General features: G+C 58.8%; 12 protein-coding genes and 3 pseudogenes. 8 read left to right on the plus strand and 7 right to left on the minus strand.

Annotated features, from left to right (window positions below; all coding sequences use genetic code 11):
- The first annotated feature begins 3 nt into the window (after nucleotides 1-3).
- Together I5S59_RS02945 and I5S59_RS02950 are read left to right on the plus strand one after the other, a co-directional pair.
- A complete protein-coding gene (locus tag I5S59_RS02945; RefSeq protein WP_232239574.1) occupies nucleotides 4-1,176 on the plus strand; it encodes an amino acid permease in 1,173 nt (390 codons plus the stop codon).
- 62 nt (nucleotides 1,177-1,238) lie between these two features.
- Nucleotides 1,239-2,726 (plus strand): PucR family transcriptional regulator, encoded by a 1,488-nt coding sequence (locus I5S59_RS02950; protein ID WP_197875556.1) that lies wholly within the window; start codon nucleotides 1,239-1,241, stop codon nucleotides 2,724-2,726.
- Nucleotides 2,727-3,005: 279 nt separating this feature from the next.
- On the opposite strand, the gene I5S59_RS02955 is transcribed toward I5S59_RS02950, so the two are convergent.
- The 6 genes from I5S59_RS02955 to I5S59_RS02980 form a co-directional block, all read right to left on the minus strand.
- Nucleotides 3,006-3,566 carry a cytochrome P460 family protein gene (locus I5S59_RS02955; protein ID WP_197875327.1) on the minus strand — a complete coding sequence of 187 codons (561 nt, stop codon included), beginning with the start codon at nucleotides 3,564-3,566 and terminating at the stop codon, nucleotides 3,006-3,008.
- Between the two features lie 62 nt (nucleotides 3,567-3,628).
- On the minus strand, nucleotides 3,629-3,919 hold the full coding sequence (locus I5S59_RS02960) for a DUF2790 domain-containing protein (RefSeq protein ID WP_197875328.1): 291 nt from the start codon (nucleotides 3,917-3,919) through the stop codon (nucleotides 3,629-3,631).
- Between the two features lie 116 nt (nucleotides 3,920-4,035).
- Nucleotides 4,036-4,866 carry an AraC family transcriptional regulator gene (locus I5S59_RS02965; protein ID WP_197875329.1) on the minus strand — a complete coding sequence of 277 codons (831 nt, stop codon included), beginning with the start codon at nucleotides 4,864-4,866 and terminating at the stop codon, nucleotides 4,036-4,038.
- Nucleotides 4,867-4,886: 20 nt separating this feature from the next.
- Entirely contained in the window at nucleotides 4,887-5,801 is a 915-nt protein-coding gene (locus I5S59_RS02970; protein ID WP_332262051.1) for a YeeE/YedE thiosulfate transporter family protein, read from the minus strand.
- A gap of 21 nt (nucleotides 5,802-5,822) precedes the next feature.
- A complete protein-coding gene (locus I5S59_RS02975; protein WP_197875330.1) occupies nucleotides 5,823-6,317 on the minus strand; it encodes a YkgB family protein in 495 nt (164 codons plus the stop codon).
- 130 nt (nucleotides 6,318-6,447) lie between these two features.
- Nucleotides 6,448-6,963, minus strand: coding sequence for a carboxymuconolactone decarboxylase family protein (locus I5S59_RS02980; RefSeq protein ID WP_197875331.1), 516 nt, complete (start codon nucleotides 6,961-6,963; stop codon nucleotides 6,448-6,450).
- A gap of 163 nt (nucleotides 6,964-7,126) precedes the next feature.
- On the opposite strand from I5S59_RS02980, the pseudogene I5S59_RS26625 reads away from it, so the two are divergent.
- Nucleotides 7,127-7,340 (plus strand): annotated as a pseudogene (locus I5S59_RS26625) (LysR family transcriptional regulator); the annotation flags it as partial.
- A gap of 100 nt (nucleotides 7,341-7,440) precedes the next feature.
- Here the strand turns inward: I5S59_RS26625 and I5S59_RS26630 are convergent.
- Nucleotides 7,441-7,596 (minus strand): annotated as a pseudogene (locus I5S59_RS26630) (diguanylate cyclase); the annotation flags it as partial.
- A gap of 37 nt (nucleotides 7,597-7,633) precedes the next feature.
- On the opposite strand from I5S59_RS26630, the pseudogene I5S59_RS02995 reads away from it, so the two are divergent.
- The 5 genes and pseudogenes from I5S59_RS02995 to I5S59_RS03015 all read left to right on the plus strand — a co-directional run.
- A pseudogene (locus tag I5S59_RS02995) lies at nucleotides 7,634-7,858 on the plus strand (IS30 family transposase); the annotation flags it as partial.
- Nucleotides 7,859-8,396: 538 nt separating this feature from the next.
- Nucleotides 8,397-9,551: a non-hydrolyzing UDP-N-acetylglucosamine 2-epimerase gene (gene wecB / locus I5S59_RS03000; protein ID WP_197875334.1), complete on the plus strand. Its 1,155-nt coding sequence runs from the start codon at nucleotides 8,397-8,399 to the stop codon at nucleotides 9,549-9,551.
- Nucleotides 9,548-11,722 (plus strand): cyclic di-3',5'-guanylate-activated glycosyltransferase NrfB, encoded by a 2,175-nt coding sequence (gene nrfB / locus I5S59_RS03005; RefSeq protein ID WP_197875335.1) that lies wholly within the window; start codon nucleotides 9,548-9,550, stop codon nucleotides 11,720-11,722. Before wecB ends, nrfB begins: the two co-directional genes overlap by 4 nt.
- Nucleotides 11,719-14,694 carry an NfrA family protein gene (locus tag I5S59_RS03010; protein WP_197875336.1) on the plus strand — a complete coding sequence of 992 codons (2,976 nt, stop codon included), beginning with the start codon at nucleotides 11,719-11,721 and terminating at the stop codon, nucleotides 14,692-14,694. The genes nrfB and I5S59_RS03010 overlap by 4 nt, the downstream gene beginning before the upstream one ends.
- On the plus strand, nucleotides 14,694-15,539 hold the full coding sequence (locus I5S59_RS03015) for a DUF4434 family protein (RefSeq protein ID WP_197875337.1): 846 nt from the start codon (nucleotides 14,694-14,696) through the stop codon (nucleotides 15,537-15,539). Before I5S59_RS03010 ends, I5S59_RS03015 begins: the two co-directional genes overlap by 1 nt.
- Nucleotides 15,540-15,815: the final 276 nt, after the last annotated feature.

Raw genomic sequence — 15,815 nt, forward strand, 5'->3', positions numbered from 1 at the left:
CGGATGGAAACCATTGGCATCATCATTGGCACCAACATCGGTGCAGGCGTGCTCAGCATGGCCTACGCCGCGCGTAAGGTCGGCTATGTACCGCTGCTAGTGTGCCTGGCGATCACCTGCTTGTTCTGCATCATTACCATGTTGTATGTCGCCGAAGCGTGCCTGCGGACCAGTGAAAACAAACAGCTCAGTGGCTTGTCACGTAAATACCTTGGCCGTTTCGGCGGTTGGTTGATTTTCATCGCCGTTGCCGCCAACAGCTATGGCGCGCTGGTCGCGTATATGACCGGCAGCGGCAACATTCTTACTGACTTTTTCGGCCAGTTCGGACTGAGTCGGCAGATGGGTAGTTTGATCTTCTTCGTGCCCTCGGCGCTGGTGCTATATCTGGGGCTCAAGGCGCTGGGCGTGGCGGAAAAGTTGATCAGCGCCGGCATGGTGATGATCGTCTGCTTGCTGATCGGTGCAACCGTAGTCCATGACGACACCCGTCTCATGCACCTTTGGCAGAGCCAGTGGCAATACGTGGTGCCGGTATTCAACCTCGCGGTATTCGTTTTCGGTGCCCAGTTTCTCGTACCAGAATTGGTGCGCGGCAATTTGAACACACCCAAGCGCCTGCCCCGCCTGATCATCGGCGGCATGCTGCTGACCTTCGTTTTGGTGGCCGCCATTCCTGCCTCGGTGATCGCCCTAGTCGGCACAGAAAACCTGAGTGAAGTCGCCACACTTAGCTGGGGCCGGTCGCTGGGACAGTGGGCCTATTATGTTGCCAACACCTTTGCCTTGATGGCGATGTTGACCTCGTACTGGGGACTGGGCGGATGTCTGTTCACCAATATATTCGACCACTTCCGGCTCGGTGACGAAAGCCATCGTGGCAAGCGTCTCGCGGTACTGGCTGTTGTGGCGATCCCGCCGTTCATCTTGGCTTATTCGGGCATCAGCGGTTTCGTTAATGCGCTGTACTTTGCCGGGACCTTCGGCGGCGTGCTTATGGGCATCATTCCAATCCTATTACTCAATGCCGCACGCAAGTATGGCGATAAGGAACCGGCATTCATTTGTGGCTGGTATGCTCATCCACTCATTCAGGCCGGTATCGTCCTCATCTTCGCCTCGAGTGGCGTCTATGCAGTGCTGTCGGCCATTGGGATGCTCCCTGCCAGTTGGTGATGACTCGACGAGAAGGCAGGATGAGCCTGGAAACCCGCGTCATCCCCTGGAGCAGCCCGCGCATGTCACTTCATGTTCGTGACTTGATTGCCCTCACCGAACTCCGCTCACGCCTATTGAGCGGTGCCGAAGGCCTTGATCGTGAAGTGCGCTGGGCGCATGTCTGCGAGTTGCCTGATCCCACCGAATGGCTGGGAGAGGCTGATGTACTGATGACCACCGGCCTTGGCATTCCTGCTGATCCGCAGCAGCAACGCGACTATGTGCATCGCCTGGCAGAAGCAGGTCTGGCCGGAATGATGATCGGTGAACACATGCACGCGCCGGCCAACCTCGATGCGCTCGCCAAACGTGCCGAACAACTGAATTTTCCGGTAATCCTCACCGAATACGGCGTGCCTTTCGCGGCAGTGACGCGGGCCATCATCGACGCAAGCCAGAAGGAAGAGTACCAGCGCCGTAATGCGCTGGTGCGGGTGTATGAAAGCGCCAGGCTGAGCATATCCGGTCTGAGTCTGGCGGCATTGGTACAGCGCTTGGAGGCCGACATCCAATGTCGCCTGCATGTGCTCCTGTTGGAAACACTGGAGCCTTGGGCGGAGGATCTCGCACCGCTGCCCGAGGCCGTCCGCACGGCACTGTTAGCCAGTCGTCGCAAACCGGGAGAGCAGCAGCCCATGCTGCGTCGCCTCGCGTTGCCGGATGGCGAAGCGCTAAGCATTGAACTGCATACCGAACAGAACTGCTTACTGGTTGTGACCGGCGAGCGACTGCCTGATTATGGCCTGCTGCACCACCTCACTGCGGTACTTGGATTAGAAATCCAGCGACGCCAAGCGGAGCGTGAACGTCGTTTACGGCTCGGATCGGAGTTGCTGGACGACCTGCTGCAGCAACGTTTGAGCGCTGAACAGGCCAACCAGCGCCTGCACAGTCAGTTGCCTGGCTTGGACCTTGAGAGTGTCGTCATTTCTGTGGCGCGAGGGTCCGGGCTACGAGGGAAAACCGAGGTGCTGCTGAGGCTATTAGACGACAGCGTGCTAGCGCGAATCCAGGGTGACGAACTCATCCTGCTACACGCCGATGGGCTACAGCCATTGCTCGGTCAGCAGCTAGACACCAACCTGGGTTCAAGCGCGCCACTGCATACACTACAGCGCAGTCCAGAAGCGCTCCGCGAAGCACTTCTGGCCAGCGCCCACACCCATGCACAGCGGCGCATCTGTCGTTATGCAGAACTGGAAACCGACACACCTTGGTTGCCCAGAACTCCGGACGAAGCGGCTCGCGCCTTCCGCACGGTGCTGGGTGCGATTCATGACTATGACCAAACCCAAGGTACAACCTTGCTGCAGACGTTGCAGGTGTTTCTCGAAGAGAACCGCTCGTGGCTGCATGCGGCGAAGCGCCTGCATGTGCACAAGCAAACCCTGGTTTATCGCATTCGTCGGATCGAAGAGATCAGTGGACGTTCTATGGACAGCACCGCCGATGTGGCGACACTGTGGTTTGCACTGCAAAGCCGCTGTGTGGTGTTGTTTCCCAGCTAAGAGACAACTAACTAATCTGTTAAAGCTTAGACGTAGTCGCCTAATCAGCCGGATCAGTGGTTGACGACCTCATTTGGGCGCTATCGACTTCGGATCAGGGGGTAGTCATCCGGACGGAAGCGGAATTACTGAACGCATCTTCCCCCATTCGTGCTTGTGCTTATGTTGGTGCTTGCGGCTGGACTTATGATTGTCGTGATGGTGGTCAAGGCACTTATTACAGGTGATGAGGCATTCGAGGCATCACGTACCCACCGCTCATGTGAGCGGCTGCATCCGTCATTGCGGTACGTTCAACAGCGTGGGATACCCGCGGGAAAATACCCAATCCGACGCTTTGGCAGGTACATGGCAACCCAGGCACGTCGTCTGGAAGCCTTTCGAGACATTGGTCTTGGGTGCCTTGGCTTCAAACAGCGCCCAGCCCCACCCTTCGGCCCAATGGGTATTGCCCTGGAAACGCTGCTGGCGATCTTTGACCATCACGAACCACACCGAATTCTGTCCGGCCCACTGCGCCAAACCTGTCGTTTGAGCGCCTTGCTCTACGCTACGAATCTCTTTGACCAGTACCGCCCCATCCGGAAACTCACCGGTTGCGCGGTAAGCTTCGACAGCCTCGGGCTGTGTGTAGACATCGTGGAAGCCAAAGCCAGGTGCCTGTTTGTCTCCCACTACCCAAGAACCAAGGTGACTCCAGGTCTTGCGAAAGTCGACCGGCAAACTGATTTTCCCTTTGTCGTCCACATAGTGGCTATAGGTGTCTTCGGCGAGGCTCATGGCGTTGGCCTGGGCGTTGAGGGTCAGCAGCAATGTGCTGGCAAGTGTCATGCGTCTCATGGTGCGTCTCCTGCATCGTCATTTCAGACAAAATCCGCCAAAGGCCAGGTCAAATTCGGCTATCAGCCGCCATTGCAGCCAGATCCCCATACCAGGTACTCGACCGTGTGTTGTTGGCCTTGGGAGTCTTCGTAGTCCAGGCGTGTGGGAACGATGCCGCATTGGCCGGAGACGTCTGTGCTGGACAGGACGCGAGCAATATCGAGGTCGTCGCCATAGCGGTAGTGCTTGGCCTGCTCAGCGATAGCCTGGGCGTGGTACGCACGAAGGTGCTCGGCACCGTCTTCAGCGAAAGCAGTCGCCGTGACAGTGCCGGCAATTAATAAGGCTGTAGCCTTTAATAGGCGTTGCATGATGGTACTCCCCAATTCAGTGAATGCCCTGTTTCACAGGCATGGCGCAATTCTAGGGAGCCACGTTGCTGTCTCGGCGGCAGTGCGTCTGCAATGCGCAACAGTACGTCCAGTTCTCACGCCTGGTTGATTACCTGCTGTAGCCATTGGCTGGGACTGCTGCCTACTTTGCGCCGAAATGCCCTGGCCAACGCCGATGGACTCTCGTAGCCGACCTCATCGGCGATCAAGGCAATCGGCCGACCTTCACGCAAGCGCTTTTGCGCCAGGCTCACACGCCACTCCAGCAGGTAGTCCGCTGGGGAAAACCCCACTATTTTACGAAAATGCGCTGCGAAGCTGGCTCGCGACATACCCGCGATGTTGGCAAGAGCCGCAACCGACCAGCTTTGCTGGGGGGCTTCGTGGATCTGGTTGAGGGCGCGGGACAGGCGGATGTCTGCCAAGCCCGCCATCAATCCGCTAGGCAGCTCGCGCCGGGTCATGATGTGGCGCAGCAATTGAATGACCATCAGCTCGAACAAGCGATTGAGCACCAGCTCGCGCGCCGCCTCCTGGCCTGTGGCCTCCTGGAATATCCAGTCAAGGCAACCACTCAGGCTCGGGAGCTCGCGTAACGGCCTGATGATGTAGTCCGGGAGGGCGCGGGACAACGGATTGTCGATGCCGCCGTCAAACTGCAGGGTCGCGCAGACCAGTTCAGCCCCGCCGTCTTGTAACGCGCTAAGCCGATAGGCATTGGGCCGCACAATCAGCATCAACCCGGGCTCTTCGAGGTGGAATACCCGTCTGGCTTTATCCTCGAAGGTGACACGCCCTGCCCGCAGCAAATGGATATACCCGCACGGTACCTGACCGCTGTACGCTGACGTACCGCAAAAGCCACCTTGATGGTAGGTGGCCGCGTGAAGGTTGAAATGATTCAGCACGATGTCGAGATTGCTCATAAAGCTCCTCGTTGCACAGTTCAAGTGGGGGGGCGACAACAACGCCTGACACCCAGGGCTGCAAGGATGCCCACGACAATCGCCAATAAAGGCAAGCTCGAAACAGCGTTGAGGGTCGGAAATACCAGCAGCATCTGTGAATCGTTACCCCCCAGCATCATGGAGGCGCCACCGCCCATCAGTACCCCCGACAGCAAATGTCGACTCGACGCGGCCAACCGGATCGCTTGCCACCTGAAGGTCTTGCGGTACACAGTAAAACCAAGCATGCCCAGCAGCAGTGCCGCAAACACCGCCAGGCGCTGGCCACTGATCAACCATTGACCTGGCATCCACACCCATTGCGCCAGATCGTAGAAAAAAACACTGGGTGTCCATAAAGGTTCAAGGCTGTAAAGCGCACGGGTCAATGTACCCAGCAGCATGCTGGCCAACACCAGGCGTCGATCGCCGTGAGCCCGCGCCAGCACCAGCAATATCAACAGCACGATACCCAGGGTCAGCCCGTAATGAAGGCTGGAGATCTCCGGCAAGCGATCGATCTTGTATTCAGGCTGCCGATTGAGGCGGTGCCATAACAGGATACCGAGCACCCAGCCGACAATGGTCAGCGTCAGGTTGAGGTCACCGCGGGTAATTCGAGTCAAGGTGCCGAGGCTGCAGCCGCCGTTCAAGACCGAGGCGACACCGAACAGCAGGCCGCCAGTCAGCAGCGGCCAATAGCCGATACCCGGCGAGAACAAAGGCTGGCTGATGCCGAGCCGCTCATACAGCGGTGCAAGCAGCAGCCCGAACAGACCGCACGACAGCAGTGCAACAAATAATGTCGGCCGCCCTTGCAGCAACAGCTCGCAGGCTCTGACCAGGCACAACCCCATGCGCTGTGCTGTCCAGCCAATCAGCAGCGCCAGAATCAAGGCAAATAGCAGAGTCACCTCACCAGCCCGTTCAACGGCTCAAGCGACAGCCGGGGCGTGCTGCGGCATCCGAATAACGCGCAGCAGGCTGTGTTTGAGGAGCACCAGTGAAGCAGCCAGCAACACCACATCCTTGAGCAGGAAACCCGTCGCGCCGCCCATGGCAGGAAAACCGCCCGCCGACGCCTCCCAGGCACCGGGCGTGGAGAAAATCAGGGTAAGGGTAGTCAAGTACGTCGCCACGGACCCCGCCGATGCAAGCACTGAAATCCTTGCAAACCAGGCACCGAGCACCAGGCCCAGCCCTATCGACCACTCCGCAACGCCCAGTGCGTAGCTGGCACCTTGAACACCGAACACGGTGTGCATCCATCCCAGGATCGGGCTGTTGCCAATCAAGGGCTGCAGCGCTTGTGCCTCGTAGGGGAACCATTTGGCGTAGCCGAACAGGGCAAAAATCACAACGAGTGCCCAACGGGTGAACTTGATTTCAATGTCGCTGCGCAGCAGGCCAGCAAGTGCGGACTGGGTCATAGTAAATTCCTGGATTGCAAAGGAGGATCAACTGACTGAGTGGGTATGCATGGGTTTGTTACAGCACAGCGGTATGGCCACTGCGAAATTCCAGTGGCCAACGCCTGCCGTGGTTTGGCTGCCAGGCGCATCAATCCACGGCGGGAAAGTCCAGTTCAGTGTTTGCCACGTTGTTGAGATAGTTGGTGAAGGTTGTAGTGGCGACATGGGCAATGACGTCGACGATCTTGCCGTCGCTCAAACCTGCCTCGCGGGCGTCATGCAAATCACATTCGGTGATGCGCCCGCGGTGTTCGACAACCCGGCGAGCCAGCGCCACGACCGCATTGAGAGTACCTTCACGGGCAAGTCTGATGTCGCTCGCATCCAAGCCGGCTTTACCGGCAAACAAAACGTGCGCCGCCAGGCAGTAGTCGCAGCCATTGACTTGCGAGACGGTCAAGGCAACGGCCTCTCGTTCACGGGCAGTCAATGAGGACTTCTGCAGCGCTTGGGAAAGGGCGAGGTAACCACCCAGCGCTGCGGGCGAGTGAGCCATCGTGGCGAACACGTTCGGCACAACACCGAAAGCTTTGTGCAGGCCTTCCAAATCGCGACGAGAGGCCTCAGGAGCCTGTTCCGAGTTCAGGGCAGTAATACGCGTCATGGTGAGTCTCCGGTAAGTTGATTGGGGCTTGATCAACCCTGGAGACATAGTGGACGCTGCCATGAGCGTCTTGGGATCTGATCGTCAACGTTATCGTGCAGATCGTCCAAATATGCAGGCGTGACCCCGATGCGACGTACTTGGCGGGTCTTACTTCAGTGCAGGACAGCTCGACCTAGTTGATGGGCCGCTTTCATGAAGTGCTGGCGCTCTTTGCCCGGCGCCTCTGGCACCGGGAAATCCTGCTAGTGGTGCTGCGCCAAGAGCAGCCACAGGTCACTGGCGCGCTGGACCTGGAGACCTTTCTCCGTCTGCGTCACCTCTGGGTGCACCGCTGCCAGACCCGCGGCATGGTCGATCAATGGCTAGGGGAACAAAGCTTTATCTACATATTGATGATCGGATTGATCACTGGCAAAGGTTTCGAACACGCAGACCCGCGGCGAAGAAACGTCCACTTAGGTTCAGATAACAAGATCAGCATTCAGCACTGAACAGTACCACCTCGTTTCTGCCTCGCTGCTTGGCTTCGTACATGGCTTGATCAGCGGCCTTTATAAGGCTGTCGGAATCTCCCGCATGATGTGGGTACAGGGCGACGCCGATGCTGGGGGTCACAAAGTCGATCTGCACTGTATCGAGCACCACAGGTTGCCCCAAGGTAGTCCGTATCCAGGTCTACTTCTGTGATCCTCAGAATCCCTGGCAACGTGGCTCAAACGAAAACACTAACGGCCTGCTGCGGCAGTACTTTCCCAAGGGCACCGACATTTCGGTCTACACGCAAGACCAGCTCAATGCGGTTGCGAGGACGCTGAATGAGCGCCCTCGAAAGACACTAAACTTCGAAACACCGGCGGACAGGTTCAGCCAATGTGTTGCATCGACCGGTTGAATCCACAGTCGAAAGCGGTCAATCGCGACCAGCTGCTTTCAACCCCTAGCTGCCAGTTTCAATAGCCAGACATTGATCGCCAAGATTAATACCCAAGTTAAGAGGGATTATGGCGGGACGCCTGCTTGTCCCTGCTAAAACCCGTCTCCTGAAACGCTGACAATACTAAAGTAAAAAATAAGGTTATTTGTCAGTGCAACGATAGCAATTGGCTACCCTTCAAGGAGGGTAATTTATGAGCCAGCGTCCACCGCTGCTCGATATCAATTTCATCATCGTCTTTTTGCTTTCGGGTGTAATGCTGTGGGTATTGGTGGGTCTTCACGGTCTGCTGTGAATCAGGCCCACAACATTCTGAATGATGTGCACAACCTGTAGGGTGGATGAGTGGCAGTATTCGCGATTACACCGTCAGCAAGCTCAGTCCCACGAAGCGCCAGTGATTGGACAACGCCCCTATCTACTGCTTGTATCTAACTCCTACAACACCATCGGTTCGTAAAACTTCGCTCAACAGGATGGAACGAGGATCGCGACAATGGCCTTCACAGTCATGATGGTTTTTGGCACACGCCCCGAAGCAATCAAGATGGCGCCCCTTGCCCAGGTACTACGCAAGTGGCCAGGCGTAGATCTGAACATCTGCTCCACCGGCCAGCACCGGGAAATGCTGGAGCAGGTGCTGAAGGACTTTTGCCTGAGTGTGGACGAAGATCTGCAGGTGATGGTCCAGAACCAGACCCTTAATGGCCTGTCGAAACAGCTGCTTGAGCAACTGGACGACACCTATGCCCGCATCCAACCCGATATCGTCTTGGTCCACGGTGACACTACCACCAGCTTTATTGCCTCGCTTGCCGCCTTCAACCGACAAATTCCAATCGGCCATGTCGAAGCAGGGCTGCGTACAGGAAACCTCAAGGCGCCCTGGCCTGAGGAAGCCAACCGGCGCCTGACCGGGGTGATAGCCGACCTTCACTTCCCGCCCACCAACCGCGCCCGCGACAACCTACTGCGTGAAGGCGTGGTACTGGAAAACATCGAAGTCACCGGCAACACAGTGATCGATGCGCTTCTGTGGATGCGCGAAAACCTCAACAAAAACCAGTGGAAACCCGCCCCTGAATCGCCCCTCGCGCAATTACGCGACGATCAGCGCATGGTGCTGATCACCGGCCACCGGCGGGAGAACTTCGGTCAGGGTTTCGAGCGCATCTGCCTGGCATTGGCTGAACTTGCCCTGCGTTACCCCAACGTGCAGTTCGTCTATCCCGTACACCTCAACCCACAGGTACAAAAGGCCGTCTACAGCGTGCTCTCGCATCAAACGAACATCCTCCTGGTACCACCCCAGGATTATCGGCACTTTGTATGGCTGATGGATCGCGCCTACCTGATCCTCACCGACTCCGGTGGCGTGCAGGAAGAGGCCCCAGCGCTGGGCAAGCCGCTGCTGGTGTTACGCAAGGTCACCGAACGCCCTTCGGTACTTGAGGGCGGCACCGTGAAGCTGGTGGGAACCGTGACCGAACGGATCGTCAAGGAAACCAGCCTGCTGCTCGATGATGCCGAGGTCTACAAACGTATGAGTCGGGTGTTCAGCCCCTACGGAGATGGCCACGCTAGCGAGCGCATCGCCGAACGACTGAGCCGGTGGCTCGAGGAAAACGCTCGCAGGCGCGACGACTCATGAGTCTGGCGTTCATCGATTTCCTCACTTATCTACTGTTCGGTCTCAAGCTGCTGGCTATCACCTTAGCAGCGCTGATGTTCCTGCTCGGCTTGGACGACTTGTTCATTGATGTCGTCTATTGGAGCCGCAAAATGATACGTCGCTTTCGCATATACGACAAATACGAAAAAGCAGACGAAAAACGCCTGTTCGAAGCTGCGGAAAAACCCCTGGCAATCATGGTCCCGGCCTGGAATGAGGTAGGGGTGGTAGGCGAGATGGCGCGTCTAGCCGCCTCGACCATCGACTACGAGAACTATCAGATTTTTGTTGGGACATACCCCAACGACCCACAAACCCAAGCCGATGTGGATGCTGTGTGCCTGCACTACCCCAATGTGCACAAGGTGGTCTGCGCTCGTCCCGGGCCCACGAGCAAAGCGGACTGCCTGAACAACATCATCGACACCATCCTGCGTTTTCAGAGCGATGCCAAGATAGAGTTTGCCGGTTTCATCCTGCATGACGCCGAAGACGTCATCTCGCCCATGGAGCTGCGTCTGTTCAACTACCTACTGCCCAACAAGGACATGATCCAGATTCCGGTGTACCCGTTTGCACCGGAATGGAAAGGCTTCACGGCCGGCCACTATGTCGATGAGTTCGCTGAGAACCATGGCAAGGACGTGATCGTACGCGAAGCACTCACAGGCCAGGTGCCCAGCGCAGGGGTCGGCACCTGCTTCAGTCGCCGAGCGATCAGTGCGTTGCTCGAAGATGGTGATGGCATCGCCTTTGACGTGCAGAGTCTTACCGAAGACTACGACATTGGCTTTCGCCTCAAGCAAAAAGGCATGAAGTGCATCTTCGCCCGCTACTCCATGACTGACCCGCAACTGGCCCTGGCGCGGGACTGGAGGTGGGGCATGAGCCGCGAGTTCGCTCAAGTGATCTGCGTACGCGAACATTTCCCGCGAGACTGGCAACATGCAATCCGACAAAAATCCCGCTGGATCGTCGGAATCGTATTCCAGGGCACCAGCAATCTGGGCTGGAGCTCCAAGGGTGCACTCAACTACTTTCTCTGGCGCGACCGTCGCGGCCTGATTGCCTACCTGCTGAGCTTTCTGGTCAACCTGCTATTCCTAGTGCTGCTGGTCATGTGGCTGGTCACAGTGGTCGCACCCGACAGCTGGCGATTCCAGTCGATCCTGGCCGATAGCCCGCCCCTCACCCTGCTGCTCTGGCTCAACGGTCTGATGCTGATCAACCGTCTGTTCCAGCGCGGCTTCTTCGTCACCCGCTACTACGGCATTGTCGAAGGGCTGTTGTCGGCGCCGCGGATGATGTGGAGCAACTTCGTCAACTTCTTCGCCAACTTGCGGGCCCTGCGTCAGGTCATGGAGATGGGCGACTCGCGGCGTGTGGCCTGGGACAAGACTACCCATGAGTTCCCGTCGCTGACCTCGCCCATGCGCACGCCCCTAGGCCAGCGCCTCGTGGACAAAGGCTTGATAAGCGATGAGCAACTGCAAGCAGCAATTACTAACCCGGTACGCCGGCGTCTTGGCCGTGAACTGCTGCTGCGTGGTCTGCTCAACAGCGAGCAACTGGTTCAAGCCCTAGCCGAGCAACTGGACTTGCCTTGGGCGCCGCTGAACCCTTTCAAGCTCGACAAACAGCTAATTGCCCAGTTGCCCCGCGCTCTGGCCGTGCACTACGGCGTGCTGCCCGTAGCCGAGGATGGCGATACTTTGGTTCTGGCAAGCGAAACCCCGGTCAGCCAGGTGTCGCTGGGAGTCATTAGTCGTCACCTCAAACGGTCTGTCAGCTGTCGGCTAGCCCCTCAGGGTCGAGTCACCCTGGGTATTCGCTACAACTACCCCAGCCCTTGGCAAAAAGAGGAAGTGCGCACAATGCTCGCGGTGCTGGAACGGCATCAGGACGATGCCGACCTGCTGGAGCGGGTTAGCCGCCACCAGATCATGCTCGGCAACCTTCTACAGGTGCGCGGCGTGGTCCCGCCCACTCTATTCAACCAGGCCCTGATCGATTTCAACCCCGAACATATGAGCCTGGGCGAACACCTGATTGCCCGCGGCATCATCACTGAAAAGGTACTGCAAGACGCCCTGGCCGATCAGATTCGCGAACAGCAAGCCGCCTATGACCTGACCCGGGAGGTGGCATGAGTTTGCCGGTACCACTGAGAATCGCCGGTTTGCTGTTATCAATCTATGCCGTGCAAACCGTGGCCGTCCCCTTGAGTGATTTCGAACGTTTCCGCAGCTACCCCTACATGGAACGCAGCTACCGCGAAGCGAAAAAAGACAACTGGCGGGAAGTCGAACGCCTGACCCGTCATTTGCTCGAACGAGTGCCGAATAACGATGAGGCCAGGGTCCTGTTGATCCAGGCCCTGGCCCACCAGCGCCGCTACCGCGACGCCGAGCAGCTGGCCGAGCAGACAATGGCCAGCGACTCCGACGCCTTGCTCGAACTACGCTTGACCTGGATCGAGCAGGACCCTCCGGCCACCAACCAGGTGGAGGACTGGATCGCCCATAGTTCGCTGAACCATAGGGTTCGCCTGTGGCAGGCCTACAGCCTGAGCCTGGCCAAATATAGCGGCGCAGCCAAGGCCTTGGAGTGGCTAAACCAGCTGCCGGCCAAAGGTGACGACAATATCCTACGCCTGGCCCGCGCCAACTGGGCCGAGCAATTGCACGACTGGAGCCAGACCATCGACGCCCTGGCGCCACTGGCCACCCGTGGCCAGTTGCCTGCTCAGGACTGGCAGCGCCTGGCCAACGCCTACGTGCAGCGCTTGGACGAGGCGCCGTTGCAGCAACTGCTGAACAACCCGCCCTCGGCCGATATCGCCCGCCAGACCCGCCTGTCGATGGCCAATCGGGCCATCGCCATGGGCCAGAATCAGCTAGCCCAACGCTGGCTGCAATCGCTGCCGGAAGACGACCTGCGACTGCCACAGCAACGCCAGCAATTGTGGGAACTGGCCCGTCAGGGAAACGACAGTGCGCTAGTAAGGCGCCTCTCCACCGAGCTGGACCGGCCCTGTCTGGAGACCGCCGAATGGCTGTCGCGCCATGACCCTGACCTAGCCCGTCAACAAATCAAGCAATGCCGCGCCGAAGATGATCCGAAAACCTGGCTGGTGCTCAATCAGCGCCTGCACAATGGTGAAAGCGGCCCTCGTTCAGCGCAAATGTGGGAAGACCTGTATCGCCAGACCGCCGACCTGGGCGCCCTGGAGCAGGCCACCTACCTGCAACTCAAGGAAGGTCGCGACGCACAAGTACGCCAGTTGCTGGAGCAAGCCTATGACCGCCGTCAGGGCCGGCTGTCGGCATCCTTGCTACAGCGCCTGGCCGGGCTCTATAGCCAGGCTGACGCACCGCTGGCGGTGCAACGCATGAGTAGTCTGATCCCACAGGTCGACCCGGCTAATCGTGCTTTGCTGCTGGCGCGTCTGGCCGAAAACGGCGAGTGCGCCGCAGTGCACCAGGTGATTCCGGCGAGCCCGACCGAGGTCGGCCAGTTGCGCGCCTTGGGCCGTTGCGCCATGCCGGATCGTCCCGGTGAGGCAGTTGTTTACTATCAGGCAGCTGAACGACTGGGCGATACAGGCAGCCGCCTGCCCCTGGCTTATGCTCTGGAAGCTGCGGGCGATTCCCAGGCCGCGCAACCGATCTGGAACAGCCTGGCCGACGACCAGTGGACCGACAATGCGCGCCTGACCGCCGCGCGCAGTGCCCTCAATGCCAACGACCCCACCCGCGCGCGCCAGCACTGGGACAAAGCGCCCCACCGCAGTGCCGACGATTTCGCCCTGGGCGCGGCCATTGCCCAGCGCCAGGGCGATCCCGCTGCAGCCCTAGCGTTCCAACGTCAGGCCTTGCAACACCAGCCCCGGGCCGACCACTACTACGCCGCCTCGGTTACCGCGCAGCAGGCCGGCGACCTGGCGCAGAGCACTGCCTGGCTGGCCGAGGCGGTACACCTGGATCCGAACAACCCTCGATTTCGTGCAGACTACGGCATGCGCCTGGCTGGTTCCCCTGACCCAGAGGTGCGCCGCCAGTCGATCCCGTACCTGAAGCGTTCAACACGCGACCTGCCCGAAGATTACCGCCTAGGCGAGACCCTCGCCTTACGGTACATCGAAGTAGAGAACAGCGCCGCAGCACGAAAGGAGCTGCGCCGGGTGCTGGATGTAGAACAGGATCTAGTCGATGAAGGAGACGAGTATGGCAGCCTGGAGGCGCGCAAGTATCGACAGCGTCGCGCCCATGAAGCCTTGTCGCGGCGCGACAGTATCACCCTGGCCAGCACCTGGTCGCCCGCCGGCATCTCGACCAACGACAACTTCCGTGACAACCGCCAGGAGCGCCGCGCCGCCTCCCAGAATGTACAACTGGCAATGTGGGATCACGCCTTGGGCGAGGAGCCCAGCCGCAACGGCAGCACTCTGTCAGTGTATGGCCGGGTGTTGTTTGGTGGCCAAAGCCGCACCGACTATGCCCAGAGCATGGGCACCGGCGTTGGCCTGCGCTACAAGCCATTCGGCCAAGCTAACCTGAACCTGTATGCCGAGCTTTATCACCAACGCCAGATCGATGATGAACATTACAACGGCCTGAGCCTGGGCCAGTTGCTCAGCCCGAGTAAAGTCGGCGACAACTGGGGTGACCTGCGCGGCAATGCCGAGTCGAGCAACGATCTGCTGCTACGCGCCACCTCTTCGTTCCTGGACCAGGGCAACTGGCGCAACGACTGGCGCGTCGATGAGGACCAATGGAACGAGCGCTTCCTTTACCTAGATGCCGCCTGGTGGACCCGTGCCGGCGACCACCAATGGCTGTCGCGCTATCAGCAAGGCCACACTTGGAAACTGCACAGCGACTCACCGCAAACCCTGATGCCCTACGGCTTTCTAGAGTTCTCTAGCCAGGACCCGAGCAACGACTGGCGCCAGGACCTGCGCACCGGCGTCGGCCTACGCTGGCAATGGTGGTTCGATAACGATCGCTACAACGCCTATCGCGGATCGCTCAAAGTACGCGCCGAATACCAGCAATCTTTGGGTGGCAACCTGTATGAGCGTGCCAATGGCATGTTGCTTGGCGTGGAGATGAACTTCTGATGCGCCGACTGATCACCTTTATGCTGCTCGCCCTTTGCCTGCATGCCAGCGCCGATGAACAGGTGTTCTATCAACCGCTCAACCGCGACGCACAACTGAGCCAAGCGCAATGGCGCACGTTGTGGAAAGCCACCCGGGCCCAGGGCGGCAAGACCCTGATCGTACAATGGACCGCCTACAGCGACAGCGAATTTGGCGGCGCCGACGGCTGGCTCGCCAAAAGTTTGCGCAGCGCCCACGAACAAGGACTGCAACTGGTGCTGGGGTTGTACATGGACGCAGCCTACTACCAGCGCATCAATGAGGTCGACAGCGCGGGGCTGAGCGCTTACTGGAAAGTACTGCTGAAGCGTTCCTTGTCCCAACAGCGCAGCGTGAGCCAGGACTGGAAGCTGCCAGTGGCAGGCTGGTACCTGCCCATGGAGTTGGACGACCTGCACTTTCAGGACCCACTGCGGCGCCAGGCCTTATTCACGCAGTTGCAAAACTTCAATCACCGCCTAGATGCGCCCCTACACATTAGTACCTTCAGTGCCGGACACTTGAGTCCTGGGGCCAATGCCAAGTGGCTGGAAGAACTGGCCGGATTGAAAATCCAGGTGTGGTGGCAGGATGGTGCAGGTACCGGCCGCCTGCCGCTACTAGTGCGTGAGCAATATTTAGCAGCGCTGCCCTGCGCCATAGGCATCGTGCGCGAAGCATTTCGCCAAACCAGCCGTGAAGGCCAGCCCTTCACCGCGGTGGCCGCCCCGCCGGCCAGCGACAAAGGATGCCATCCAACGGCCGTATTCTCGTTGCGCTATCGGCCCTGGGCTCAGGGTTTACTAACCTTGAGCGGCAACTGAGACGAATTACAGCAAGGCCACCACATACCAGACCATCGAACCACAAATGCGCCGGAACTACTCCAGGAGTTCGGTCAACGGGTCGTCGAGAACCCATATTCATTCTGCCTCCGGATCTACTGCGTCAGCCTCAGGAACTGGATACCCTACGAACTGATCGTCAGCTATCAGGGTGGGCAAAGCTTTATCTACATGTTGATGAGCGGATTCACCGCTGGTACCGGTTTCGAACACGCAGACCTGCGGCGAATAAACGTCCACCTAGGTTCAGATAAC

It is taken from the genome of Pseudomonas alkylphenolica, assembly GCF_016009175.1.
Lineage (GTDB): Bacteria > Pseudomonadota > Gammaproteobacteria > Pseudomonadales > Pseudomonadaceae > Aquipseudomonas > Aquipseudomonas alkylphenolica_B.